Consider the following 24861-nt stretch of genomic DNA (forward strand, 5'->3'; position numbering starts at 1 on the left):
TAGGAGCGTGTTTATGGACGAGATTTTACGGGTTAATAATTTAAAAGTTTATTACTACTCCCAAAAGAAGGTAGTGCCCGCTGTGGACGGTGTCAGCTTTGCTTTGAAAAAAGGAGAAATACTTGGGATTGTGGGAGAATCCGGCTGCGGAAAGAGTACGGTTGTGCGCGGAATTATCGGATTAATCGATGAGAGGTATACCAGAATTGAGGATGGCGAAGTTCTGATGGGCGGCAAAAATCTGGTGGATTTAAGCCAAAAGGAACTGTGCAGGATCAGGGGAAAGAAAATCTCCATGATCTTTCAAAATCCTCTTTCCTCCCTTAATCCTGTTTATACGATAGGGAGCCAGATAGAAGAAGCCATCCTGGCTCATGAAAAGATATCCAAAGAAAAGGTGCATGAACGGGTGATGGAGCTTTTAAAGCTGGTACACATTCCGGCGCCGGAGCTTCGCTATCATGATTTCCCCCATCAGATGTCAGGCGGTATGCAGCAGAGGGTTTTAATCGCCATCGCTCTGGCCTGTAACCCGGAGGTGATCATAGCCGACGAGCCCACTACTGCACTGGATGTTACGATTCAGGCGCAGATACTGGAACTGCTCAGAGAACTGAATGAAAAGACAGGAGTCGGCGTCATCTTTATCACTCATAATATGGGAGTGGTTGCGGAGATGTGTGAGGAGATGATGGTTATGTACGGCGGAGTCGTGGTGGAAAAAGGAAAATGCGACGATATATTTGCAACTCCCCTTCATCCCTACACTCAGGGATTATTGGCCGCGATTCCCAGCATAAAAGAGGATAAAGAGGAACTGTATTCCATTAAAGGACATGTTCCGGTATTCAAACACCCGGTTCAGCAGTGCCGGTTTGCCAGCAGATGCGAATATTGTGAAGACAGATGCAGGCAGAGTGAACCTCCGCTGTCCAATGTGGACGGCCGGGAGGTCCGCTGCTTTCGGATCGAAGAGATAGGAGAAAGGGGGCCGAACCGTGGATAATAAAGATGTAATCCTGAAAGTGGAAGGCGTAAAGCGGTATTTTCCGGTGCGGAAAGGCTTTCTGTTTCCTAAAATCCTGGGCCATGTGAAGGCCGTGGACGACATCAGTTTTGAACTGCATGAGGGAGAGGCTCTGGGAGTTGTAGGGGAATCCGGCTGCGGAAAAACCACATTGGGAAAATTGATTATCGGGTTGGACAGCCCTACCGGCGGAACGATTCATTTTTTAGGACAGGAGATCGGCAGGAAGGTAAAAGGAGAGGTGCGCCAGAAGATCCAGATGGTATTTCAGGACCCTTATTCTTCGCTGGACCCCAGAATGAACGTGCGCAGGCTGATCGAGGAACCGCTGAGAATCCATACGAATTTAAGCGCCAAAGAAAAACTGGATATCGTCAAACCCTTGGTGGAGCTGGTAGGACTAAGGGAAGACGCTTTGGAAAAGTATCCCCATGAATTTTCCGGTGGGCAGAGGCAGAGAATCGGAATTGCAAGAGCCCTCGTGCTGGAACCAAAGCTTTTGGTATGTGACGAGCCGGTATCGGCTCTTGACGTTTCCATACAGGCGCAGATTTTAAATCTATTTAAACAGCTGCAGAAAAAGAAAAACCTGGCCTATATCTTTATTTCCCATGACATGAGCGTAATCCGCCATGTCAGCGACAGGATTATGGTCATGTATCTTGGACAGGTGATGGAAGTAGCGCCGAAAAAGGAGTTATTCGATCATACAATGCATCCCTATTCCATCGCTCTGATGGATGCGATTCCCGTCCCTGATCCAAAGTACAAGAGACGGAGAAAATTGCTGACGGGAGATATTCCGAGTCCTATCGACGCGCCTCTGGGATGTCCGTTTCAGACCAGATGTCCGCGAGTCATGGAATGCTGCAAGGAGAGCAGGCCCCATCTGCATGAGGTGGAGCCGGAACATTACGTGGCCTGCCATCTGTTCGATAAGGAGGTGGACAAAGCATGAAAAAATATGTGATTTCCAGGGGAATTAAGGTGCTTGTGACGATTTGGTTTGTATGGACGCTGATTTTTGTGCTCACCAGATTTACCGGAGATCCAATCGAATGGATATTCGGAGACCAGGACACTTCAGAGGCGGCGATTAACGCGCTGAGAGAGAGTCTGGGACTGGATCTTCCTATCTGGAAACAATATTTTGTTTCCATTACCGGATTATTTAGAGGGAATGCAGGAACCAGCTACTATTTTTCCAGACCTGTGGCGGAACTGTTTGCCGAGAGAATCGGCGCAACCGCTTCTTTGGGCGCAGGCTCCTTAGGGCTGGCAGTTTTGATCGGCGTGCCTATGGGATTGTTTGCAGCCATTAAACGGGGAACATTTTACGACAGAACCTGTATCGGAATTACCGTAATCGGGAATACGATTCCCAACTTTGTACTCGGCATTTTGCTGATTTATGTATTTTCCCTAAAGCTTAGAATGCTGCCCAGCGGCAGTACGGGAACGTGGAAGAACTATATTATGCCCATGGTAACATTGGCGGTGGCGCCCACCACCACAATTGCCAGGCTGACGAGAACTGCACTGCTGGATGTAATCGGGCAGGACTATCTGGACTGCGCCAGAGCTAAAGGCGTGGATGAAAGAATCGTAATGTTTAAACATGCGCTGAGAAATGCATTGATACCCGTGGTGACCGTGATGGGAACCCAGCTGAGCATTCTGATCGGCGGCGCTGTCATCGTTGAAAATGTATTTGCATGGCCCGGAATGGGAACTTTGATTATCAAAGCCGCCCAGAGAAGGGATTTTCCGGTGGTACAGTACGGGATACTGATGATTGTAATTTTTGTGTCAATTGTTAACTTTGCGGTCGATCTTTCCTATGGATTTCTGGACCCGCGCATTCGAGACAGCCGGGACAACAGCTAAGGAGGGAGAAAATCATGAGCACAAAGAAGAAAAAAGAAATCAAGATCAGAAGCGGAATACCGCCCAGTATCCTCTTCCTGATCATAACATTTGTCTTAATCGTGGGGATATCCCTTTTGGCTCCGGTGCTGTTTCCGGTTGATTTAGGGGCCACAAACCTGAGGGCCAGGCTGATGGCTCCCAGCTTTGTAGATCCTTCGTCCCCTTACCTGTTCGGCACGGACAGCGTGGGAAGGGATTTATCGGTCCGCATCCTCTACGCCACCAGAATGACGGTTAAGATCGCGTTTACCGGCATGGTATTTGCGTTGGTAATCGGAACCGTACTCGGTATTCTGGCCGGTATGTGCGGGGGAAAGGTGGACTTGTTCGTAACCTTCCTTTCCGACGCAAGACAGTCCATTCCCAACACATTTATCGGTATTTTCTGCGCCTGCTTCTTTGGGGGCGGAGAAGGGATGATCATACTGGTAATCGCCCTTACCGGTTGGTCTGCCTACACAAAACTGATGAGAAGCCAGATTCTTCAGCTGAAGGAGGCGAAGTACATAGAATGCAGCCGGGCCATGGGAGCATCCGGTCTGCGCATCGCATTGGAACATATTCTGCCCAATATGGCTTCCCTGCTGATTGTAAGGGCTACGATGAGTCTGAGCTCTTATATTCTGCTGGAAAGTTCCCTGTCATATTTGGGTTTGGGAATCCAGCCGCCCCAGACTTCGTTAGGCGTGCTGATTTCAGAAGGACGTGATTATCTGACAAACCAGTGGTGGCTTGCCATCATTCCCAGCATTATAATGATTTTCCTGATCATGCAGGTTTCCCTGCTGGGTGACTGGGTTCGGGATAAACTGGACCCGAAACTGAAAAACCGTTCCTGATGTGGGAAAAAGAAGGAGATTTTATGCAGACAAAATGTATCGCCCATCGCGGACTTTCCGGTTTGTACCCGGAAAATACCATCATTTCATTTGAAAAGGCGCTGGAATATCATCCGGATTGTCTGGAACTGGATATCCACCAGACGAAAGACGGACAGATCGTGGTATGCCACGATGCGACGCTTGAACGGACGACAAACGGCACGGGAAAGATCAGCGATTATACGCTGAAAGAACTGAAGAAATTTGACGCTTCATGGAAATTTGCGGAAAAAACCGGATTTCAGGAAATCCCCACTCTGGATGAGTATTTTGACCTGATCCGTGGGCGGGAGATTATAACGCTCATCGAATTTAAAGGATTCGGAGCCTGCTATCCGGGGCTGGAGGAGAGGCTGATTGAAAAAATCCGCAGAGAGGACAGAAGCAGTATGGTGGTGATTTCCGGTTTCAACCACCCGCAGATGGTCCGGTTTAAATCTATGGCGCCGGAGATGAACGTAGGGGTGCCATACCGGTGCAATATGGTAAACCCGGGAAAATACGGTAAGGAGATCGGAATGGATTACCTTCATCCGTATTATGAGACGTTGGACCGGGAAACGGTGGATGAGATACACGCCTGCGGTCTGAAAATCAACGCCTGGGGGATTGGAAGTGCAATTGATGATCCGGAGGTGATCCGCCATTTGATTTCTTTGGGAGTGGACGGCATTATGACAAACCGGGCGGATGTGATGATGGATATAAAAATAAAGGAGACTTGTAAAGATGGATAAGAAGATATTGTTTTTAGGGCTGGATGCAGCTATGCCGGATTTGATTAAAAAATTTGTTGCAGAGGGAAATATGCCGAACATGAAGCGGATTATGGATCAGGGCGTCTTTTCCCGTCTGGAAACCGTGTTTCCTCCTCTGACTGCGGCGGGCTGGACCGCTATCGTAAGCGGAACCGGAGCGGGAAGTTCAGGTGTTCCCAGCCTGATGGTAAAGCATCCCGGCGAGGATCTGGACTATTGGCATACGTCATTTGACCGGAATGAGGTTCTTAGCGAGACTCTGTGGGATGTGGCGGTGAAAGAGGGAAAGAAAGTGGCTATGGTTAACTGGCCGGTGACATTTCCGCTGGGAGGTTTGGATGAAAAGGACGGAGTCCAGCTGGCCGGCGCTTTGAATCCGCCGTTCCGGTATTTTTATATGCCTTTATGGGATGCGGCTTCCAGCGCGGTTTATTCCGACCAGCTGCTGAACTGCAATCAGATTCCGGGCAGAGCGGTCCGCCTTCAGCCTCAGGAAGCAAAAGGCTGGGAGAACCTGCCGGAGAGCTTTAAAACTCCGTTGGAATTTGAAATGCTGGTTCCGCCGACTTACATTGAAGGATATAAGATGTATGCCCTGATCTACGCCTCCACCGAAGAGGGATATGACAGAATCTTGATTTCAGAGAGCAAAGACGGATCGAAGGCCCACACCGATATCGGATTAGGGGAGTATGGCCCCTGGATTGTGAAGAATTTTAAGGCTAATGATTATCAAAGAGACGGCAGATTCCGTTTTCAGATTTTGGAATTAACAAAGGACGGAGAACATTTTAAATTGTATCAGTCGGCGATCAATACGGCGGAGACCTATTCCGTTCCGGCCAGTCTGACTGCTGAAGTGGAGGCTGTGGCCGGGCCGTTTATGGAGGTAGATGATCCCTGGGCATTTATGGACGGATGGCTGCCGGCGGACCTTTATCTGGAACAGCTGAAATTCCATGCGGACTGGTGGGGCAATGCATCCTCCTATGTGTTTAAAAACTGTGAATGGGATATGGGCTTTACCTGGGTTGGCACCATAGACCATATCGAACACGTTCTGTACGGCGGAATCGAGCCAAAGGCCAGAGTTTACGATCCGGATAAAGCGGAGTGGTGCTGGGATATGGTCCGGAACGTACATAAGCAGGTGGATGAAAATATCGGAAAGATTCTGGAACAGGTCGATTTGAATGAGACCTATGTGGTGGTGATCTCAGATCACGGATTCACCCATCTGGATTGGAATCCATATGTGAAGGAACACCTGTCACGCCATGGGCTGCTGGATTATAATTTGGATCTGACTACCGATGATCCAAGCAATCTTACAATTAACTGGGAAAAGACCAAATGTCATCCGCTGGAACCGTGCCATGCCCATATCTTCATCAACTTAAAGGGAAGAGACCCGCAGGGTATTGTGGAGCCGGAAGATTATGAAAAGGTGCAGACCGAGATCATCCGGGCTTTGTATGATATCCGCAATCCTGAAACCGGAGAGCCTGCGGTTGCAGTGGCGGTGACGAAAGAAGAGGCGGCCACCCTGGGAATTGTGGACGGTTTGGGATACGACAGGGTAGGAGATGTGGTTTATGCATGGAAACCGGGCTATATGTCCCATCCGTTTATCTACCGCACCGCAGTGAAATACCGCGACGGTTCGGAACGGATGATCCGCAATCCTGAACTGTTCGAACCGGCCGGGCTGTGCAGAAACTTTACAGGAGTGCATCTGGCCCTTCCTTCCCTTCATGATATGCACGCCATGATGCTGTTAGCCGGGCCCGGCATCAGTGAAGCTTACGACAGAAAACTGGTTGCCAGAATTATCGATGTGGCTCCAACGCTCTCCAAGATGCTTGGAATTCCGGTGCCGAAAGATGCGGAAGGTGCAGTTTTATACGATGTGCTTGAACAGGTTAAAAAATAAGTATAGAATTAAGGGAACGGATCTTTACGGAAGACGGGAAACGGAGGAAACTGCATGAATTTATTGGAAGGGAAAACCTTATCTGAGATCGCCAGGATGGACTTTACCTGCGAATGCGGGATGCGCCATTATACGGGGATCGAGGATATCGTGATCGAAAAAGGGGCGAAAAGCCGGCTGGTGCCCATTGTAAAAAAACATCTGGGAGAGACGGGGCACATTCTGGTATCCATGGATGATAACACGAAACGGGTGGCGGGAGATGAAGTGGTGTCCATGCTGACCGATGCGGGATATCAGGTGAAGGTGCACTGCTTTGCCGGGGAACCGGAGCTGGTTTGCTGCAAAGAAGGATTTGAAGAACTGCTTTCGGAAGTGGAAGCTGAAACAGAGCTTTTAATAGCGGTAGGAAGCGGTACGCTCAATGATACTACAAAATATGTGGCTTATAAAAAAGACCTGCCGTTTTTCATCTTCGCTACGGCGCCTTCCATGGACGGATATGCTTCCACGGTGGCCCCAATGATATGGGAAGGCCTGAAATACGCGTTTCCGGCAATTGGACCTGCGGCCATCATCGCGGATATTGATATCATAAAAACGGCTCCTATGAGGATGAGAGCGGCCGGTTTTGGCGATATCGTGGGAAAATGTATCAGCATTCTGGACTGGAAGCTTTCAAACATCATATTAGGAGAAGAATACTGCCAGATGGTTGCGGACAATGTGCTGATAGCCATGAAACGATGTTCGGAGAATGTGGAAGGGCTGGTAAACGGAGACGACGAAGCCCTGCAGAATGTGATGGAAGCTCTGGTGCTGTGCGGACTGATGATGAACTATGTAAAAACTTCCCGTCCGGCCTCAGGTTCTGAACATAATTTTTCACATGCGGTGGAATTGATGCAGCTGTTTCACGGACAGCCGATGTCCATGCACGGTGAATCGGTAGGCGTAGGTTCCGTGGTTTCCAGCGTTTTGTACCGCAAATTCAGAAATGAAACATTTGACTATGAAGACAGCGCGGCCAGGGTTAACAAAAGATCCAGAAGCAAGTGGGATGAGACGATAAAAGCCCTTCCCGTGGCGGGAACCGCCGATATGCTGAAAATGGAAGATGAGCTGGGGAAAAACCTGCCGGGGAACTGCTTGGAACATCTGAAAACAGCGATGGAACATCTGGACGAAATCATGGAAGCGGTGGATGTCTATGCGCCGAAACCTGAAATTATAGAGGGGGAATTGAGAGCGTGCAATGCGATGAGCACTCCCGGAGAGCTGGGAATCAGTAAGGAAGACTTTCAGAATGCGGTCTTATACGCAAAAGATATGCGCTACCGCTATTCGCTGTTGCAGCTGATCTGGGATATGGGAAAAGAACAGGAATATCTGGATGAAGTAACCCGCTATTTTTATCCGGAATAGAACTTGACAGACAATTCCCGAAATGGTAGCATAAAAGCAGAATAAAGTTTGAGAGAATGAAGAGTGAGGAGGATTATGTGAAACTGCATGTCCTCCTGCTCTTTTTTTATATCATAGGAAAGTGCCCCTATGATATAAAAAAGCCCTCCGGGCAGGAGCGCACTGCGGCGGTGAGGTATAATGTCGTTTACGCGACCCGCCGCAGGCGGAGAATCCCGCTTGCGGGATTCTTTCTTATTTAACAGAAAAGCCGTTCTTACTCAAGAGGCAGGCCGTAGGAATAGCGGATAAAGGCATTCACCGCTTCCGGATGGGGAGCGGTAGAGGGAACGACCAGAATAAACGGGCCGGCATCATCCTGAGCCTGGGCCATATAGCGGGAATCCGACAGATCGAGGCCGCAGGCTTTTTCGGTTCCGGTGCCGTCTTTCTGATAGATCAGATGATCTTTCAGTTTCTCGTACAGTCCGCTGTCCATCAGGGATTCCAGATCACAGAGCGGGAGATTGCCCATATAATAGCTGGAAAGTTCCTGGTTTGTGACCAGGAAATCCAGTTCCTTCGCTGAGATATAGGCGACGATTTTGCTCTGGCTGGAAGTGATGTATTCGTTAGAGGAACCAAGTTCCACATAGAGGGAATCCTCCAGAGATACTTTTTGTCCGCGTTTTAAATTTATATAGGAAGAAAAGTCTTCCTGAATGGCCTTAGCAGGGAAATAATTATAATTGTCATTGGTAAAGAAACCCTGTAATACGGTTTCCTGGCTGCTTTGAATGACCACGTCACCCACGTAAAACAGGAACAGGCAGAAGACCAGAAAAAGGAAGAAATATCCTCTGTAATAATCGAAACAAAAACGAATTTTCTGTTTCCAGTTCAAACTTTTTAAAGTTTTTTTATCGGCGCTGAAATTGCGAATCATTCTGTGTATGGGGTTCATAGGAGTCTCCTTTGCAGCCTGGATGATAGAACACGGAAAGCTGCTGAACCTATTTTACCACAGGAAATTAAAAAATGATAGAAAAAATGAAGGAAGAAAGGAGCCGCCCATATGGACCGACTATTTAATCCGGAGAACCCTTTTTGGAGTTTCATGACAAAGATAATGGATGTATTTCTGATCAGCATCTTATGGTTTTTATTCAGCATTCCGATCATTACCATAGGAGCATCCACCACAGCCCTGTTCCAGTTCACGTTAAAACTGGCGGCAGATGAAGAGGGGTATGTGTGGAGAACGTTCATCCGGGCGTTTTGCAAAAACTTTGTCCAGGCGACGGCCGTATGGCTTTTGGCTTTGGCAGCCGGTGTGTTTTTAGCTTTTGACCTCTATCTTTCCAGAAGGCTGATGCTGCCTGCCGTTGTACAGAACGGATTATTTTTCGCAATAATCAGCATTATTATTGTTTTTTTATTAACAATGTTGTACATATTCCCACTGCTTTCCTTCTTTCATGTCCGGGTGAAACAGCTGATTGCACATGCTTTTATCATGGCGGTGGGGAACCTTCACGTCAGCATCATAATTGTGGCAATCTATGCGGCAGGAGCGGCGGCAATGCTGTATATGCCCATGGCATTTCCCATAATAGCTGGTCTTTCCTGCTTTTTTGCCTCATATTTTTACCGCATTGTATTTAAAAAATATATGGAAGATTTGAAAAAAGAGGAAAAGAGTCAGATAATATAACAGGAAAAATATACTGATAAAAAAATAACGAAAATATTAGGCGCCAATAGAAAATAGAATGAAAATTGGACAAATGTGATATTAAAGTTGAAAAATATTTTAAAAAAGTATTGATTATGCACAAAAATTATAGTATACTGAGTTCATGATAAATAATCCCAACAGAGAGCGGAAGAGAAGGGGAATAGACTAGTCGGTTAATGCTTGGTCTATGCCCTTTTTTAATTCCGCTTTTTTTTGTGGAAGCAGCCAAAAATCAAACAAAGCCTTTGGGTGGGGCTAAAAACATTTAAGAAGGAGGATTTCTATGAAAAAAACATTATCAATCGTTCTAGCGGCAGCTATGACAGCAGCATCATTAGCAGGGTGCAGCGGCGGAGGATCAACAGGAGCCGTACAGCAGACTCAGGCCAATCAGACAGCGGCAGAGGCCAAAACACCGGAAAGTACGGGGGGGGGGGTATTCTGAGACAACCGCAGCAGAGGTGGACAAATCCCTCTATGAGATTAAAGAACCGATTACGATTAAGTGGTGGCATACCATGGAATCCCAATATGCACACGTTGTGGATAAAGTGGTGGCGGACTACAATGCTTCTCAGGATATGGTAACCGTAGAAGCGGAATATATCGGAAGCTATACTCAGATCAATGAAGCGCTGGTTGCAGCTCATGCGGCAGGAACCGATCTTCCTGCAATTACAGTTGCTAATACTCCATATGTAGCAGAGTACGGGGCAGGCGGATTAACAGAGGATCTGACTCCTTACATAGCGGCTACCGGATATGATGTTGAGGACTTTGGTGATGGTATGCTTTTAGCAGCCCAGTATGAGGGAAAACAGGTGGCTCTTCCATTCTTAATTTCCACTCAGGTAATGTATTACAATAAGGATATGGCAGAGGAAAAAGGTATTACCATTCCTGAGAAATTCGACGATATGGATGCATTTTTGGAAGCTGCTTCCGTAGTTAATGCGGATGGTACGACAGAGGTTTACGGAACGGTTATTCCGGGATGGGATCAGTGGTATTTCGAAACATTTTATCTGAACAATGGTGTTAAAATTATCAACGACGACGGCGTGACTACAGACTTAGATTCTGAAGAAGCGGTTGCTATCGCCAATAAATTTAAAGAGTGGTGTGATAAAGGATATGCATATTGGGCAGCCGGAACGGACGCATCCTCTATTATGAGACAGAATTATATTGACGGAAAGGCATTTTCCGTACTTCATACCAGCTCCCTTTACAACAGCTACGTGGATAAATGCAGCTTCGAAGTAGGCATGGCATGGCTTCCGGGAGCAGAGACAAAGAATCAGGAAATCGGCGGCTGCGTTCTTTTAATTCCGTCTAAGAATGACCAGGCAACCAAGAATGCCGCATGGGATTTCCTTCAGTACTTATGCAGCAAAGACGTTAACATGACATGGGCAACAGGAACCGGATATATGCCGACCAGAAAATCTGTTCTGGATACAGAAGAAGGTATTGAATTCCTGAAAGAAAAACCTGCTTTCCAGTGTATCTTTGATAATCTGGACCTGATTCAGCCTAGAATCCAGCACAAAGCATGGAACCAGCTGGTGACCGTTTGGAAAAACAGTATGTCTGAAGCGCTCTTGGAATCAGATGTTGATATGGACACTATTATCGAGCAGATGGTAGATGAGATCAATGATGTGTTAGGTGACGCATAAGGGGGGATAGCTGTGAATAAGAAAAAGGGAATTACCCCGCGGACAGTCTCTTCATTTAAGGATTTTGCCTGCGTGCTTCCTGCTCTGTTGTTTCTGGTTGTGTTTACCTATTATCCGATTGTGGAACTGATCAGGATCAGCTTTACCGACTGGAACCTTCTGAATGCGGAGTATAAGTACGTCGGTTTTAAAAACTGGAATTGGCTGTTTTTTGGGACCGGATTAAAATATCTGTTGAATTCTTTAAAGGTCACAGCGCTGTACTCCATAGGTGAACTGAGTATTACGCTGATCGGGGGAATGATTTTTGCATTGGTATTTAACCGCATGAGCAAGTCCTTCTCCATTATGAGGGCGATTGTATTTATGCCAAAATATATCGCCATGTCATCAGCCGCGGTTGTATTTTTGTGGATCTACAATAAAGACGGAGGTATTCTGAACTTTGTATTACAAAGCATCGGCCTTTCAAAAGTTGACTGGCTTGGAAACCGGCATACCGCTCTGCTTTCCGTACTTATTCTTACGGGATGGAGATCCGTTGGATACGGCATGATGATTTATCTGGCGGCGATGATGGGAATTTCAAGAGATTACTATGAGGCGGCGTCCCTGGACGGGGCCAGCGCCATTCAAAGATTCTGGAAAATTACCCTTCCTATGCTTTCGCCTACCACATTGTTTTTATTTGTAACAACGTTCCTTTCTTCCATGAAAGTATTCCAGTCTGTAGATATCCTTACATCCGGCGGTCCTTACCGTTCGACTGAGGTATTTGTTTATAATATCTACCGATATGCGATGGAAGATTTCAGAATGGACCGGGCGTCGGTTATGGCTCTGTTCTTCTTTGTGATACTGCTTATAGTTACCGTATCCACGATGAAGGTATCCAACGGCAAAGTCACTTATGATTCGTAAAGGAGGCAGTTATGGAAGAACAAACAATTGCAAAAATTCATGACAAAAATAATGCTGCCAAACAGAAACGAATGATTTTAGCGGTGCTTCAATATGCGTTGGCGATTGCCGTAGTGCTGGTTATTATTTTTCCTATTTACTGGATGCTGATTTCATCTGTAAAATCCCAGGATGAGATTCTGCTGACCGTGCCGACTTTATGGCCGAAGGAATTCCATTTTGAAAACTATACCAACGTTTTTAACCGTGCAAACTTCAGCAAGTATTATTTTAATACGGCAGTTATGACGGCAGGTATCCTGATCTCCCAGATCGTGACAGGAGTGTTTGCTGCCTATGGTTTTTCTAAGGGTAAGTTTAAAGGGCAGAATGCGTCTTTCATCTTTGTGCTGGGAGCGCTTATGATACCGCATCAGATTACATTTATACCGATTTACATTATGTGTGCCAACTGGGGAATGTCAGATACCTTTATGGGACTGATTCTTCCTGAGGCAGTATCACCTTACTATATTTTCATGCTTCGCCAGACATTCATGTCAATTGATGACAGCTATGTGGATGCGGCCAAAGTGGACGGTTTGGGCAGAATCGGGGTTATCACTAAGATATTGGCCCCAATGTGCAAATCCACCCTGTTCACGGTAACGCTGGTAACATTTACAAATGGATGGAACTCCTATTTCTGGCCTAAGATCATCGCAAAAGGGGAACAGAGGCGCGTGCTTACCGTAGGTTTGGCACAGCTGAAAAATACCTTTGCTGGTCAGGCTACCATGAATAACCATGAGATCATGGCAGGAGCCGTTATGGCGGTTGTGCCGGTTATTATTCTGTTCTTCATTTTCCAGAAATATATGCTGACCGGTTATTCTAAAGCTGCTATGAAATAGAAGAAAGGCGGGCATATGAAGCAGGCGAAAAGAATTAAATTGATTCTGATCTGTTTGCTTTCGGTTCTGCTGCTGGCCGGATGCGGGAGAGGGGCTTCCCCCTCTTCCTCTCCGGAGACAGCGGATGCGCCGGTTCAGACAACGGCCCAAGAGCAGACAACAAGTTCAGAGACGGAGACTCAGATTGAGACAAAGAGTGTGGAGGAAGTTCCCGAAGTCGACCGGTATGAAGAGATTATGGATCTTTCTGGTGAAGAATCCAAGCTTTCTTTTTATTGCTGGGATATCCGCGTTGGTGAAGATGCGGAGGACAAGGCGGGAGACTCCACTTTATTTATTTCTCCCGACGGCATGACCATGCTGTTAGACGCAGGCCATCCCGATTGTGCGGACCAGGTGATTGGATATCTGAAGGATTTGGGAATCACTAAGATCGATTATTTTGTGGCTTCTCATCCGCATATTGACCATATCGGAGCATTTCCGAAAATTGCGGAAGAATTTGAAATCGGAAAAACTTACCGGTCTGAGGTGGAATACACGACGCAGACTTATCAGAATTATGTGGACGCCATAGAAAAACATGGGATTCCCACAGAATATCTGAAAGCCGGAGATGAGATCCCGTTTGGGGACCAAATTACGATTAAGATTTATAATCCGGGGGAAGAGATTGAATATCCTAAGGATTTTCCTAAGAACAGCACAGCTTTTATGAATAATCAGTCCCTGGCAATGAAGTTCATATATGGGGAATCCACGGTTTTATTCTGCGGAGATCTTTATTCGGCTGCAGAACGGACTCTGCTTGACCAGTACGGCGATGAACTGCAGGCGGATGTGATAAAAGCAAATCACCATGGACGGGATACGTCCAACACGAAAAAATGGATTGAAACGGTAAAACCGCAGATAACGGTGGCAATGCTGGATCAGGCGGTCAATATGCCGGTGAGAAGTAATTATAAAAAAGCCGGTTCAGAGTATTATTTAACGTATTATGATGGTATTATTAAAGTAGTGATGGATGACAAGAAAAATTATGAGGTTAACTGTCAGTATGACAGCTGGCTTCACAAAGAAGAATAGTAAATGCTGAGAGGGGGCGTTGGGCAGCCTTATGGAATTGAAAAAAAGAAAGCTTCTGGAGGAAACGGATCTTTTTGTTCTGGATATGGATGGAACCTTTTATCTGGGAGACAGACTTCTGGACGGCGCTTTGGATTTTCTGGAAGCGGTGCGGGAAGCGGGAAAACAGTTTATATTTTTTACAAACAACTCTTCAAAATCGCCGAGCCTGTACCTGGATAAACTGAAGAAGATGAACTGTTTTATCAAAAGACAGCAGATTATGACTTCCGGAGATGTTACCATACAATTTCTGAAAACCTATTATCCGGAAAAAACGGTGTATCTGGTGGGGACGGAGGCGCTGGAGGAATCCTTTAAAGAGGCCGGAATCCATTTAACCCAGAGAATGCCGGATATTGTGGTGGTTGGATTCGATATAACCCTGACTTATGAGAAGCTGGAACGGGCTTGTACCTATATCAGAAACGGCGCCATGTTTCTGGCCACACACCTGGATATCAATTGTCCGATTGAAGACGGATTTATACCGGACTGCGGAAGCTTGTGTGCCGCCATCACTCTGTCCACGAAGGTGGAACCAAGGTATCTGGGAAAGCCGTTTCCTGAAACGGTGGAAATGGTGTTAAAGCAGACAGGGGTGCCGAAGGAGCGGATCGCTTTTGTCGGGGACCGGCTGTATACGGATGTGGCCACCGGAGTTAAAAACGGGGCAAAGGGATATCTGGTTCTCACCGGAGAGACGAAACTGGAAGATTTGGTTGGTTCAGACGTAAAACCGGACGCAGTTTTTGAGTCACTAAAAGAGATGGGAATGTATTTGAAAAATAATATAACAGGAAAGAAGGCAGCAATATGAAAGTATTTGCGCATAGGGGAAGCAGCGGAACTTATCCGGAAAACACAATGCTCGCGTTTGAAAAAGCGGTGGAAGAGGGATGCGACGGGATTGAACTGGATGTCCAATTGACAAAAGACGGCCAGGTGGTCGTGATCCATGATGAAGAACTGGAACGGACTACGGGGACAAAGGGCTTTGTCAGGGACTACACTCTGGAGGAACTGAAAAAGTTCGATGCAGGGAAGGTTAAAGACGGCGCATTTGGCTTCCAGGGGATTCCCTCATTTGATGAATACTGCGAGTTTGCAGCGAAAAAGGGTATTATAACCAATATCGAGATTAAAACAGGAGTGTATTATTACGAAGATATAGAAGAAAAGACGCTGGAAGTGCTGAAACACCATCATCTTGAAGAGAAGGTTTTATTTTCTTCGTTTAACCACCTGTCTATTCTTAAATTGAAAAAACTGGCTCCGGAGATTCCATGCGGCGCGCTGCTGGGAGTAAAGGGACTGGGCAATGCAGGTTATTACTGCGAAAAATATAATTTTGATTTCTATCACCCATATTACAATACGCTTACGAAAGAAGCTGTGGAAAATTGCAAAAACCATGGCATAGGGTTAAATGTCTGGACTGTCAATACGACAGATGAATTTAATCAATTGTATGACTGGAAATGTGATGGGGCGATTACAAATTATCCGGGCCTTTGCAGAAAGTGGTTAGACGTTATAGAGCAAGGGAAATAATTTAGCTGTTTCTGAATATAAGGAGTTGAATGAAGAACAAGGGGCTTGATCTGAACGAGCGGGATTTGGTTGTAGATAAAGAGAAGCCGTACCTCAGACCATTAATCTGCAAGGGAGATTATAAAACGGCTGAAGCAATGCTGATAGGTATCAATCCGGCATCCCCAATATACCCGAAAGATATTTGCATTGACGATTATACAGCGCTCTGCGCAGACTATAATAGTTTTATGGAATTTTATAAAAAAACGCGAAGAAACAGTGGTAAAAAAGAACTGTCCAGAACCAGAACGGGTATCGTGTCTTTTGTAAACTGGTTAAATACCAATTTACATATTGATGTAATAGAAACCGATATTTTCACATATCCGACTTCCAGCGTAAAGGAGCTGTCCTATGTTTCCAAAGACATTTTGATGAGAAGCCGGGATCTTTTTTGGAACTCTTTTTTATCATCTCATCAGTGCAGAATGGCGATTCTGTACGGTTCATTAACGTTTAAGAGTTTTATTGAGCTATTAACGGAAAAAAATATAGTTTGCAGCGTGTTATATAATTCAAATGGAAAAACTCCATCTTTGGGTGAATTGGCGAAGTATCCAATCGAACTCCTTGAGGAGAACTCACCTGTTTTAGAAGTTATTATTTCTGATAAGAAAATAGCTGTATTTGCTGTCCGGCATTTAATGTATTACGGCAGGACGGGAGAATCATATGATTTTGTTAAAACGAATATTTTGAAGTTTTGGAAGGAGGTGTGAGACCATGGAGAACACCAGAATGAGAATTATAGATTTGCTGGAAACATCGCCGGTAATTGCTGCGGTAATTGATGAAAAAGGGCTGAGAAAATGCTTTGAATCGGACTGTGAAGTTGTGTTCATTCTGTTTGGAAATCTGTGCAATATTGCAGGAATTGTGAACCAGGTAAAGAATCAGGGGAAAACGGCCATTGTACATGTGGATTTTATCTCGGGATTAAGTTCCAAGGAAGTTGTGGTGGACTTTATTAAACAGAATACCAGGGCAGACGGCATTATCAGCACAAAACCAATGCTGGTAAAACGGGCGCAGGATTTGGGAATGTACAGTGGTCAGCGCACCTTTCTGATCGATTCTATAGCGCTTGGAACGCTGAAAAAACAGATTGAGGTATTCCAGCCTGATTTCATCGAAATTATGCCCGGCATTATGCCTTCAATACTGAAGCATATGAAAGAGTATACGGACATACCGATCGTGGCGGGAGGCCTGATTTTTGATAAGAAGGACGTGATGGCTGCGTTTGACGTGGGCGTGGATGCGGTGTCGACCAGCAGGGAAGATTTGTGGTTTATATAAAGGTAACAGTTCAGCCTTCCGATACCTGTGCGGGTTCCGGCAGTTTCCATGGCCGTTCCTATTCCGGTTTCGGGCATAAGCGATTCTAAATGTGCAGGATTTTTCTAAAGACCAAGGAAAATGTCCAAACTCGCTACGCTCAAACAGGTGGACATTTTCCTTGAACGAAAAATTCTGCGCATTAAGAATCGCTAATACCCTGCAAAGTCATAGGAACGGCCATGGAAACTGCCGGAACCCGCGCAGGTATCGAAAGGCTGAACTGTTACATATAAAGCCTTGATGGTGAACAGAATCATTGACAACATTCAGGCGTTTATGGTATCATTATTTTATAAATTTTATATGGAAACCTTTGAGATGAGAGAGTAGGGTTGACAGACAGAATGCTGATTTCTGTTTGTGAACGTTACTCTTTTTTTCGTTTTTTTTAGAGAGAAGGGGGAAGCGATATTTTTGGAAGCATGGGATTACATAGTGGATACGGCCCATGAATGGAGCATCCGCGGGTGTACGGTCCGAATGATATTTTCTCTGATTATCGGAACCCTGATTGGAATTGACAGAGGGATGAAACGGCGGGGGGCCGGAATCAAAACTCATACCCTGGTGTGCCTCGGCTCGGCCATGGTTATGATGACAAGTGAGTATATGTTTGTAAATTATGATGAAGGACTGGATTTGTCCAGAATGGGGGCTCAGGTTGTGAGCGGAGTCGGCTTTCTGGGAGTCGGTACGATTATTGTAACCGGTAAGAATCAGGTCCGGGGGCTGACCACCGCGGCCGGGTTATGGGCCTGCGCATGTATCGGCCTGGCGGCCGGAATCGGCTTTATCGAAGGCGCTGTGATCTGCCTTATTTTGGTGATGTTCACTTTGGAAGTCATGTCAAAGGTGGATGGTCTGGTGCATCGGTATGCCAGAATCTATGATCTGTATCTGGAATTTGATTCCAACCGGAATATGGCGTCTTTTATTACGGAAATAAGGGACCGGCAGCTTAAACTGGCTCATTTTGAACTTTCCAAGAATAAGGTTAAAGGGGAAGGCCCCACTGCCATCGCCACAATAGAAGTGAAAGATAAAAAGATGCGGTCTGAACTGCTGAATACAATCCGGCAGTTGGAATGCGTCAAGTATGTGGAGGAAATGTAGATAATAATGAAAAAAAGGAGAGAGACTATGAATGGGTTTGATTATGACGTAACCGTTATAGGCGGAGGGGTGACCGGCTGTGCCGTGGCAAGAGAGCTTTCCCGCTATGAACTGAGCGTATGCCTGGTGGAAAAGGAAGAGGACGTCTGTTCCGGCACGTCAAAAGCCAACAGCGCCATTGTTCACGCAGGATATGACGCGGTGACCGGCTCCTTAAAGGCAAAGCTGAATGTAGAAGGAAACCAGGTGATGGGAGAACTGGCTGAGGAACTGGATTTCGATTTTAAGCGGAACGGTTCCATGGTGCTCTGTTTTGCTGAAGAGGATATTCCGTCCCTGAAAGCCCTTTATGAGAGAGGCGTCGCCAATAGGGTTCCGGATATCCAGTTGATCTCAGGAGAGGAAGCCCGCCGGATGGAGCCGAATTTATCCGAAGAAGTCGTGGCTGCGATTTATGCCCCGACCGGAGGCATCGTATGTCCGTTTGGGCTGACCATTGCGCTGGCTGAGAACGCCTGTGAAAATGGAGTGGAATTTAAATTTCTGACGGCTGTGAAAGCGATTGAACCTATAGAGGGCGGATACCGCCTGGTTACGGATAAGGGAGAGATTAAAACCAACTATGTGGTGAATGCGGCCGGCGTTTATGCGGATGTATTTCATAACATGGTTTGTGAAGATAAGATCCATATCATCCCTAGAAAAGGGGATTACTGCCTGCTTGATAAAGAGGCGGGCAATTATGTGAGCCATACCATCTTCCAGCTTCCGGGCAAATACGGCAAAGGCATTTTAGTCAGCCCTACCGTTCATGGCAACCTTTTGGTAGGGCCTACGGCAACCGATATAGAGGATAAGGAAGGAACGGCTACTACTGCGGCGGAACTGGCGGAAGCCATGAGCAAAGCGGCTAAGAGCGTGAAAAATATTCCGTTCCGCTTAACCATAACCTCCTTCTCCGGCCTGAGAGCCCATGAGGAGGGCGACGATTTCATCCTGAAGGAATCCGCCGAAAACTTCTTTGATGCGGCCGGAATTGAGTCGCCGGGACTGTCCTGCGCGCCTGCCATCGGCAAATATATGGCTGAGATGGTGGTGAAAAAAGCCGGAGCAGAGAAGAAAGCAGAATTTAAGGAAAGAAGAAAAGGGATTGTGCGCCCGGAACTGATGGATAAGAAAGAACGGGAAGCGCTGATCCGTGAAAATCCGGCTTATGGAACCATTGTGTGCCGCTGTGAAGGAATCAGTGAAGGCGAGATCGTGGACGCGGTTACCAGGACGTTGGGAGCGGTATCCTTAGATGGCATTAAGCGGAGGGTGCGGGCCGGCATGGGACGCTGCCAGGCAGGCTTTTGTACGCCGAGAACCATGGAGATACTTGCCCGCGAGCGGAATGTGCCCATCGAAGAAATCTGTAAAAATGCCCCCGGTTCTGAAATGCTGACCGGAGAAAAATAGAATCTGCCGGGAAACAGGCGGAAAAGGAGGAAATGATGACGGAACATGATATTGTTATAATCGGAGGCGGACCGGCAGGCCTGGCCGCGGCAACCGCTGCTTATGACCAGGGAATAAAAGATATTCTGATCCTTGAGAGGGACAGCAGTCTGGGGGGAATCCTGAACCAGTGCATTCACAATGGATTCGGACTGCATACATTTAAAGAAGAGCTGACGGGACCGGAATACGCCCAGAGATATGTGGATATGGTCCGGGAACGGGAGATTCCTTATAAATTAAATGCCATGGTTATCGACATTACCAGGGATAAAGAGATTACATATATCAGCCGCAGCGACGGCATGGTGTCCATAAAAGCCAAAGCGATCATCCTGGCTATGGGATGCAGAGAGCGTCCGAGAGGCGCGTTAAACATTCCGGGATACCGCCCGGCAGGGATTTACTCGGCGGGAACCGCCCAGCGCCTTATGAACATTGAAGGGCTGAGCGTGGGCAAAGAAGTGGTGATTCTGGGTTCCGGAGATATCGGGCTGATTATGGCCAGAAGAATGACCTTAGAGGGCGCGAAAGTCAAAGTGGTGGCGGAACTGATGCCTTATTCCGGCGGACTGAAGCGTAATATCGTGCAGTGTCTTGACGATTATGGTATTCCGTTAAAGCTGAGTCACACGGTGGTGAATATAGAGGGAAAACACCGGATAACCGGAATTACCCTGGCCGAGGTGGATGAGAACAGACGGCCCATACCGGGTACGGAAGAACATTACAGCTGCGATACTCTGCTGCTGTCCGTAGGACTTCTGCCTGAAAATGAATTGACACGCCAGACAGGAGCCGCTTTAAGCCCTGTTACCAGCGGGCCGGTAGTCAATGACCATCTGGAAACAGAGGCCGAAGGCATTTTCGCATGTGGAAATGTTCTTCACGTGCATGATCTGGTGGATTATGTGTCCCAGGAAGCGGCTCTTGCCGGTGAAAATGCGGCCCGTTACGTAAAAGAGGGAGAGAATACGTCTGAGCGCCATGAAGTGCCGCTGAAGGCGGAAAACGGAGTGCGCTATACGGTGCCTCAGATGATCGATATCAGCCATATGCAGGATGCGGTTACCGTCCGTTTCCGCGTGGCGGACGTTTATAAAGACCGTTCCATCTGCGTATATTATGACGGCGTCCAGGTTTCCAAAAGGAAAAAGAAGGTGCTGGCGCCAGGAGAGATGGAGCAGGTAGTCCTGAAAAAAGAAAGCTTTTCCGCCTATCCGGATCTGAAGGAGATTGTGATCCGCACGGAAGAACAGTAAGGCATTAGACGCAGAGCGGAGGTAAATATGGAGAAGAGAGAATTGATATGTATCGGCTGCCCCTTAGGCTGTCCGATGACCGTAACGATTGATGGAGATGAAATAACCGTTAAAGGCAATACCTGTGCAAGGGGAGATGCTTACGCCAAGAAAGAGGTGCTGAGCCCGACCAGGATCGTGACGTCCAGCGTGCACGTATCCGGAGGAGCCATCGCGAAGGTATCCGTAAAAACAAAATCGGATATTCCGAAAAACAAGATCTTTGAGTGTATGGAAGAGATACGCAGAACTCATGTGGATGCTCCGGTTAAGATTGGAGATGTGATCATAGCGGACTGCGCGGCAACGGGCGTGGATATTGTGGCAACCAAGAATGTGGAACGAGTATAAAGCAGGGTCAGACAGAAAAATACCTTAGAGAATAAAGAGTGGGGAAGGTTTTGTGAATGCGCAATCCTCTTCGCTCTTTTTTCATAATTCAGAAGGAGAGAAGCGTCATATGGGGGATTATATAATCGCGCTGGATCAGGGAACAACCAGCTCAAGATGTATTTTATTCGATAAAAAAGGGGAGATCTGCAGCACAGCCCAGAAGGAATTTACACAGATTTATCCGCAGCCCGGATGGGTGGAGCACGATCCGATGGAGATCTGGTCTTCCCAGTTCGGCGTGCTGACCGAGGCGATGAGCTTAAACGGAGTCCATGCGGAGGACATCGCGGCCATCGGAATTACAAACCAGAGAGAAACCACAATCGTATGGGAGAAAAAGACGGGGCGTCCGGTCTACAATGCGATTGTCTGGCAGTGCAGAAGAACTGCGGGAATGATTGACAAGCTAAGAAGCGACGGACTGGAAGAGATGGTGCGCCAAAGAACAGGCCTGATCCCGGACGCCTATTTTTCCGGAAGCAAGATCGCCTGGATTCTTAATCATGTGCCGGGAGCAAGGGAACGGGCCGAAAACGGGGAATTGCTGTTCGGAACCGTGGATACCTGGCTGATCTGGAACCTGACAAAAGGCGCCGTTCATGTGACGGACTATACCAATGCGTCCAGGACCATGCTGTTTGATATCCGGAAGCTTTGCTGGGACCAGGAGCTGTTAGACTATTTTAAAATACCGTCCTGCATGCTGCCGGAGGTAAAGCCATCCAGCCATCTGTTCGGAATGACGTCCGCAGAGGTTTTAGGAGGGGAGGTACCCATAGCCGGAGCTGCGGGGGACCAGCAGGCGGCCCTGTTCGGCCAATGCTGTTTCCAGCCGGGAGATGTGAAGAATACATACGGAACGGGCTGCTTCATGCTGATGAATACGGGAACCGACGCGGTGAACTCGGAACACGGTCTTTTGACCACCATAGCGGCTTCCTGCGGGGAGGAAGTGGAGTATGCCCTGGAAGGGAGCGTGTTCGTGGCTGGAGCGGCGATCCAATGGCTGAGGGATGAGCTGAGAATGCTGAAATCGACGCCCCAGTCGGAGGAATACTGCCAGGCGGTGCCGGATACGGGAGGAGTTTATGTGGTGCCGGCATTTGCAGGTCTGGGAGCGCCGTACTGGAACCAGTATGCCAGAGGGATGATCGTGGGAGTGACCCGCGGAACCAGCAAGGAGCATTTCATAAGGGCTACGGTAGAATCTTTGGCCTACCAGGTATCGGATCTTTTGGAGGCCATGCAGAAGGATGCCCATATAAAGCTGACGGAGTTAAAGGTGGACGGAGGAGCCAGCGCCAATGATTTCCTGATGCAGTTCCAGGCGGATCTGATCAATACCATGGTGTCCAGGCCACAGTGTATAGAGACGACCGCTTTAGGAGCGGCATATCTGGCGGGAATTCAGGTGGGATACTGGAAGGATAAAGAGGAGATACGGAGAAACTGGCAGATCAACCGCAGATATGGTGCCAGAATCGACGAGGAATACAGAAAACAGCTTATTAAAGGGTGGAAAAAAGCGGTGAAATGTGCATTGATCTGGGCGGAAGATTCTGAGGCGGCGCTATGAGGGCGGAATATCCAAGACCGGATTTTGTCAGGGAAGAGTGGCGGAGCCTGAATGGTACATGGGATTTTTGCTATGGGGATCACAGAAGGACTATAGAAGTTCCTTATGTGTGCCAAAGTGACATGAGCGGTATTGGTGAAACGATATGGGAAGAGCGCGTAGTGTACGAAAGAACGTTTTGCGTACCGGAAAGCTGGGATAAGAAACGGATTCTTCTGCACTTTGGGGCTGTGGATTACAGGTGCCGGGTGTGGATAAACGGCAGCTATGCAGGCGGACATGTGGGCGGACAGACGCCGTTTACATTGGATATCACCGGATTATTAAAAGGCGGGGAGGAAACGATCCGGGTGGAGGCACAAGATCCGCCTTTTGATGAACGCATTCCAAGAGGAAAACAGTTTTGGGAGAAAGAGCCGCAGTTTATCTGGTATACCCCGAGTACGGGAATCTGGCAGAGCGTCTGGCTGGAACCGGTGGAGCGGACTTCCTTTGAACGGGTGCATTTTACGCCGGATATTGACAGCGGTACAGTTAAAATTGATTATCTGCTGAGGGAAGGAAGCAGCCTGCCATGCAAAGTACGGATTGATCTGACCTTTCAGGGGAAAATGGTTTTTTCCGGCAGCATTCTCTGTGATGAAACAAGCGGCAGCATAACGGTGGATGTGTTTAAGAAGAAGGCAATGGCGGGAGCGTTTCATTTTACCGGCAATTACTGGTCTCCGGAACATCCGAATCTGTATGATGCGGATCTGTCGGTGGAATATGACGGGATTGTGACGGACCGGGTGAAAAGTTATTTTGGGATGCGCAAAATTCATGTGGTTGACGGACGAATCTGGCTGAATAACCAGCCTTATTATCAAAAACTTTTGCTGGATCAGGGGTATTGGAAGGAAAGCCTGATCACTGCTCCTGATGACAATGCATATAAAGAGGATATTGAAAAGGCCAAGCGGATGGGATTTAACGGCTGCCGTAAACATGAAAAAGCGGAAGATCCCCAATTTTTATACTGGGCGGACCGGCTGGGGTTTTTGGTTTGGGGGGCTATGGCCAGCTTTTGGGCCTATACAGCGGACGGCGCGGCGGCATTTATGAGGGAATGGCAGGATATTATACTGAGGGATTATAATCACCCGTCTGTGATCGTGTGGGGCATGCTCAATGAAAGCTGGGGAGTTCCGGAAATCTATGATGACAGGCAGCAGCAGAGTTTTGCACAATCCCTGTATTATATGGCAAAAAGCATGGATTCCACCCGCCTGGTTATCTCTAATGACGGCTGGGAGATGACTGACAGCGATATCTGCGCATTTCACAGTTACCGCCATGGGGAAAGGGATAATAAGGAGAGGCAGGAGGTATTTTCACAGGCGCTTAAAGATATCGGGCGTCTGCCGCAGATTATGGCCCGCCCGCTCTTTGCGAAAGGCTATTCTTATTGCGGGCAGCCGGTGGTATTGACGGAGTGCGGAGGAATTTCCGTAACGGATACGGCAGGATGGGGATATACCTGTGTGGAAAAAGAGAGTTTTATCCGGGAATATGAAAGAATTATGGATGCAGTGGACGGCTCTGACCTGCTGTGTGGTTTCTGCTATACCCAGCTGACCGATGTTCAGCAGGAAACTAATGGCCTTTTGACGGACCAGCATGAATATAAGGCGGACCCTGATGAAATCAGGAGAATCAACGATAGAATTGGCCGGCGGATTTTTTGATTTGATGGTAAAAGATACAATTG

Annotated in this window: 24 protein-coding genes; 23 read left to right on the plus strand and 1 reads right to left on the minus strand. The window is 47.3% G+C overall.

Translation table 11 applies throughout. The features are described from left to right. The first annotated feature begins 13 nt into the window (after window positions 1–13). The 7 genes from C0033_RS11630 to C0033_RS11660 are packed head-to-tail and all read left to right on the plus strand — an operon-like array spanning window position 14 to window position 7953. Window positions 14–1006 (plus strand): ABC transporter ATP-binding protein, encoded by a 993-nt coding sequence (locus C0033_RS11630; protein ID WP_103228046.1) that lies wholly within the window; start codon window positions 14–16, stop codon window positions 1004–1006. Next, window positions 999–1985: an oligopeptide/dipeptide ABC transporter ATP-binding protein gene (locus C0033_RS11635; RefSeq protein WP_103228047.1), complete on the plus strand. Its 987-nt coding sequence runs from the start codon at window positions 999–1001 to the stop codon at window positions 1983–1985. The genes C0033_RS11630 and C0033_RS11635 overlap by 8 nt, the downstream gene beginning before the upstream one ends. Beyond that, window positions 1982–2914: an ABC transporter permease gene (locus tag C0033_RS11640; RefSeq protein WP_103228048.1), complete on the plus strand. Its 933-nt coding sequence runs from the start codon at window positions 1982–1984 to the stop codon at window positions 2912–2914. The genes C0033_RS11635 and C0033_RS11640 overlap by 4 nt, the downstream gene beginning before the upstream one ends. 14 nt (window positions 2915–2928) lie before the next feature. Next, window positions 2929–3795: an ABC transporter permease gene (locus tag C0033_RS11645; RefSeq protein WP_103228049.1), complete on the plus strand. Its 867-nt coding sequence runs from the start codon at window positions 2929–2931 to the stop codon at window positions 3793–3795. Window positions 3796–3818: 23 nt separating this feature from the next. Next, a complete protein-coding gene (locus C0033_RS11650; RefSeq protein WP_180994689.1) occupies window positions 3819–4574 on the plus strand; it encodes a glycerophosphodiester phosphodiesterase family protein in 756 nt (251 codons plus the stop codon). After that, entirely contained in the window at window positions 4567–6528 is a 1962-nt protein-coding gene (locus tag C0033_RS11655; RefSeq protein WP_103228051.1) for an alkaline phosphatase family protein, read from the plus strand. The genes C0033_RS11650 and C0033_RS11655 overlap by 8 nt, the downstream gene beginning before the upstream one ends. A gap of 54 nt (window positions 6529–6582) precedes the next feature. Next, window positions 6583–7953 (plus strand): sn-glycerol-1-phosphate dehydrogenase, encoded by a 1371-nt coding sequence (locus C0033_RS11660; protein WP_103228052.1) that lies wholly within the window; start codon window positions 6583–6585, stop codon window positions 7951–7953. A gap of 256 nt (window positions 7954–8209) precedes the next feature. Here the strand turns inward: C0033_RS11660 and C0033_RS11665 are convergent, their stop codons facing one another. Beyond that, window positions 8210–8896 (minus strand): hypothetical protein, encoded by a 687-nt coding sequence (locus C0033_RS11665; RefSeq protein ID WP_103228053.1) that lies wholly within the window; start codon window positions 8894–8896, stop codon window positions 8210–8212. Between the two features lie 153 nt (window positions 8897–9049). Here C0033_RS11665 and C0033_RS11670 point away from each other — a divergent pair, with 153 nt between their 5' ends. From C0033_RS11670 to C0033_RS11740, 16 genes are all read left to right on the plus strand, one after another. Then, a complete protein-coding gene (locus C0033_RS11670) occupies window positions 9050–9646 on the plus strand; it encodes a DUF624 domain-containing protein (protein ID WP_242984481.1) in 597 nt (198 codons plus the stop codon). Window positions 9647–9953: 307 nt separating this feature from the next. Then, complete coding sequence (locus C0033_RS27445; protein WP_242984482.1) at window positions 9954–10115, plus strand: hypothetical protein; 162 nt, start codon at window positions 9954–9956, stop codon at window positions 10113–10115. A 16-nt stretch (window positions 10116–10131) separates the two neighbouring features. Beyond that, on the plus strand, window positions 10132–11352 hold the full coding sequence (locus tag C0033_RS11675; RefSeq protein ID WP_242984483.1) for an ABC transporter substrate-binding protein: 1221 nt from the start codon (window positions 10132–10134) through the stop codon (window positions 11350–11352). A gap of 12 nt (window positions 11353–11364) precedes the next feature. Next, the gene (locus C0033_RS11680; protein WP_103228055.1) at window positions 11365–12273 is read left to right on the plus strand and encodes a sugar ABC transporter permease; all 909 of its coding nucleotides are present in this window, start codon (window positions 11365–11367) and stop codon (window positions 12271–12273) included. A gap of 11 nt (window positions 12274–12284) precedes the next feature. Continuing rightward, window positions 12285–13166 carry a carbohydrate ABC transporter permease gene (locus C0033_RS11685; RefSeq protein WP_103228056.1) on the plus strand — a complete coding sequence of 294 codons (882 nt, stop codon included), beginning with the start codon at window positions 12285–12287 and terminating at the stop codon, window positions 13164–13166. A 15-nt stretch (window positions 13167–13181) separates the two neighbouring features. Next, a complete protein-coding gene (locus C0033_RS11690; protein ID WP_103228057.1) occupies window positions 13182–14255 on the plus strand; it encodes an MBL fold metallo-hydrolase in 1074 nt (357 codons plus the stop codon). A 31-nt stretch (window positions 14256–14286) separates the two neighbouring features. Further along, window positions 14287–15114, plus strand: coding sequence for an HAD-IIA family hydrolase (locus C0033_RS11695; RefSeq protein ID WP_103228058.1), 828 nt, complete (start codon window positions 14287–14289; stop codon window positions 15112–15114). Next, complete coding sequence (locus C0033_RS11700) at window positions 15111–15848, plus strand: glycerophosphodiester phosphodiesterase (protein ID WP_103228059.1); 738 nt, start codon at window positions 15111–15113, stop codon at window positions 15846–15848. The genes C0033_RS11695 and C0033_RS11700 overlap by 4 nt, the downstream gene beginning before the upstream one ends. Before the next feature lie 29 nt (window positions 15849–15877). Beyond that, window positions 15878–16609, plus strand: a complete 732-nt coding sequence (locus C0033_RS11705; RefSeq protein ID WP_103228060.1) for a hypothetical protein — start codon at window positions 15878–15880, stop codon at window positions 16607–16609. A gap of 4 nt (window positions 16610–16613) precedes the next feature. Beyond that, complete coding sequence (locus C0033_RS11710; protein WP_242984484.1) at window positions 16614–17189, plus strand: glycerol-3-phosphate responsive antiterminator; 576 nt, start codon at window positions 16614–16616, stop codon at window positions 17187–17189. Window positions 17190–17645: 456 nt separating this feature from the next. Next, a complete protein-coding gene (locus C0033_RS11715) occupies window positions 17646–18344 on the plus strand; it encodes an MgtC/SapB family protein (protein WP_103228061.1) in 699 nt (232 codons plus the stop codon). Window positions 18345–18371: 27 nt separating this feature from the next. Next, complete coding sequence (locus C0033_RS11720) at window positions 18372–19802, plus strand: NAD(P)/FAD-dependent oxidoreductase (protein WP_103228062.1); 1431 nt, start codon at window positions 18372–18374, stop codon at window positions 19800–19802. A 35-nt stretch (window positions 19803–19837) separates the two neighbouring features. Continuing rightward, complete coding sequence (locus tag C0033_RS11725) at window positions 19838–21103, plus strand: FAD-dependent oxidoreductase (protein ID WP_103228063.1); 1266 nt, start codon at window positions 19838–19840, stop codon at window positions 21101–21103. A 27-nt stretch (window positions 21104–21130) separates the two neighbouring features. Then, window positions 21131–21493, plus strand: coding sequence for a DUF1667 domain-containing protein (locus tag C0033_RS11730; RefSeq protein ID WP_103228064.1), 363 nt, complete (start codon window positions 21131–21133; stop codon window positions 21491–21493). A 109-nt stretch (window positions 21494–21602) separates the two neighbouring features. Continuing rightward, on the plus strand, window positions 21603–23111 hold the full coding sequence (gene glpK, locus C0033_RS11735) for a glycerol kinase GlpK (RefSeq protein ID WP_103228065.1): 1509 nt from the start codon (window positions 21603–21605) through the stop codon (window positions 23109–23111). Next, complete coding sequence (locus C0033_RS11740) at window positions 23108–24838, plus strand: sugar-binding domain-containing protein (protein ID WP_103228066.1); 1731 nt, start codon at window positions 23108–23110, stop codon at window positions 24836–24838. The genes glpK and C0033_RS11740 overlap by 4 nt, the downstream gene beginning before the upstream one ends. The last annotated feature ends 23 nt before the right edge of the window (window positions 24839–24861 follow it).

Origin of the sequence: Clostridium sp. chh4-2 (assembly GCF_002899675.1) — a bacterium.
Taxonomy (GTDB): domain Bacteria; phylum Bacillota; class Clostridia; order Lachnospirales; family Lachnospiraceae; genus CHH4-2.

Coding starts and splice junctions, on each gene's coding strand:
- C0033_RS11630 (WP_103228046.1), top strand. CDS start 14: ATGGACGAGATTTTACGGGTTAATAATTTAAAAGTTTATTACTACTCC.
- C0033_RS11640 (WP_103228048.1), top strand. CDS start 1,982: ATGAAAAAATATGTGATTTCCAGGGGAATTAAGGTGCTTGTGACGATT.
- C0033_RS11645 (WP_103228049.1), top strand. CDS start 2,929: ATGAGCACAAAGAAGAAAAAAGAAATCAAGATCAGAAGCGGAATACCG.
- C0033_RS11650 (WP_180994689.1), top strand. CDS start 3,819: ATGCAGACAAAATGTATCGCCCATCGCGGACTTTCCGGTTTGTACCCG.
- C0033_RS11655 (WP_103228051.1), top strand. CDS start 4,567: ATGGATAAGAAGATATTGTTTTTAGGGCTGGATGCAGCTATGCCGGAT.
- C0033_RS11660 (WP_103228052.1), top strand. CDS start 6,583: ATGAATTTATTGGAAGGGAAAACCTTATCTGAGATCGCCAGGATGGAC.
- C0033_RS11665 (WP_103228053.1), bottom strand. CDS start 8,896: ATGAACCCCATACACAGAATGATTCGCAATTTCAGCGCCGATAAAAAA.
- C0033_RS11670 (WP_242984481.1), top strand. CDS start 9,050: ATGACAAAGATAATGGATGTATTTCTGATCAGCATCTTATGGTTTTTA.
- C0033_RS27445 (WP_242984482.1), top strand. CDS start 9,954: ATGAAAAAAACATTATCAATCGTTCTAGCGGCAGCTATGACAGCAGCA.
- C0033_RS11685 (WP_103228056.1), top strand. CDS start 12,285: ATGGAAGAACAAACAATTGCAAAAATTCATGACAAAAATAATGCTGCC.
- C0033_RS11690 (WP_103228057.1), top strand. CDS start 13,182: ATGAAGCAGGCGAAAAGAATTAAATTGATTCTGATCTGTTTGCTTTCG.
- C0033_RS11695 (WP_103228058.1), top strand. CDS start 14,287: ATGGAATTGAAAAAAAGAAAGCTTCTGGAGGAAACGGATCTTTTTGTT.
- C0033_RS11700 (WP_103228059.1), top strand. CDS start 15,111: ATGAAAGTATTTGCGCATAGGGGAAGCAGCGGAACTTATCCGGAAAAC.
- C0033_RS11705 (WP_103228060.1), top strand. CDS start 15,878: ATGAAGAACAAGGGGCTTGATCTGAACGAGCGGGATTTGGTTGTAGAT.
- C0033_RS11710 (WP_242984484.1), top strand. CDS start 16,614: ATGGAGAACACCAGAATGAGAATTATAGATTTGCTGGAAACATCGCCG.
- C0033_RS11720 (WP_103228062.1), top strand. CDS start 18,372: ATGAATGGGTTTGATTATGACGTAACCGTTATAGGCGGAGGGGTGACC.
- C0033_RS11725 (WP_103228063.1), top strand. CDS start 19,838: ATGACGGAACATGATATTGTTATAATCGGAGGCGGACCGGCAGGCCTG.
- C0033_RS11730 (WP_103228064.1), top strand. CDS start 21,131: ATGGAGAAGAGAGAATTGATATGTATCGGCTGCCCCTTAGGCTGTCCG.
- glpK (WP_103228065.1), top strand. CDS start 21,603: ATGGGGGATTATATAATCGCGCTGGATCAGGGAACAACCAGCTCAAGA.
- C0033_RS11740 (WP_103228066.1), top strand. CDS start 23,108: ATGAGGGCGGAATATCCAAGACCGGATTTTGTCAGGGAAGAGTGGCGG.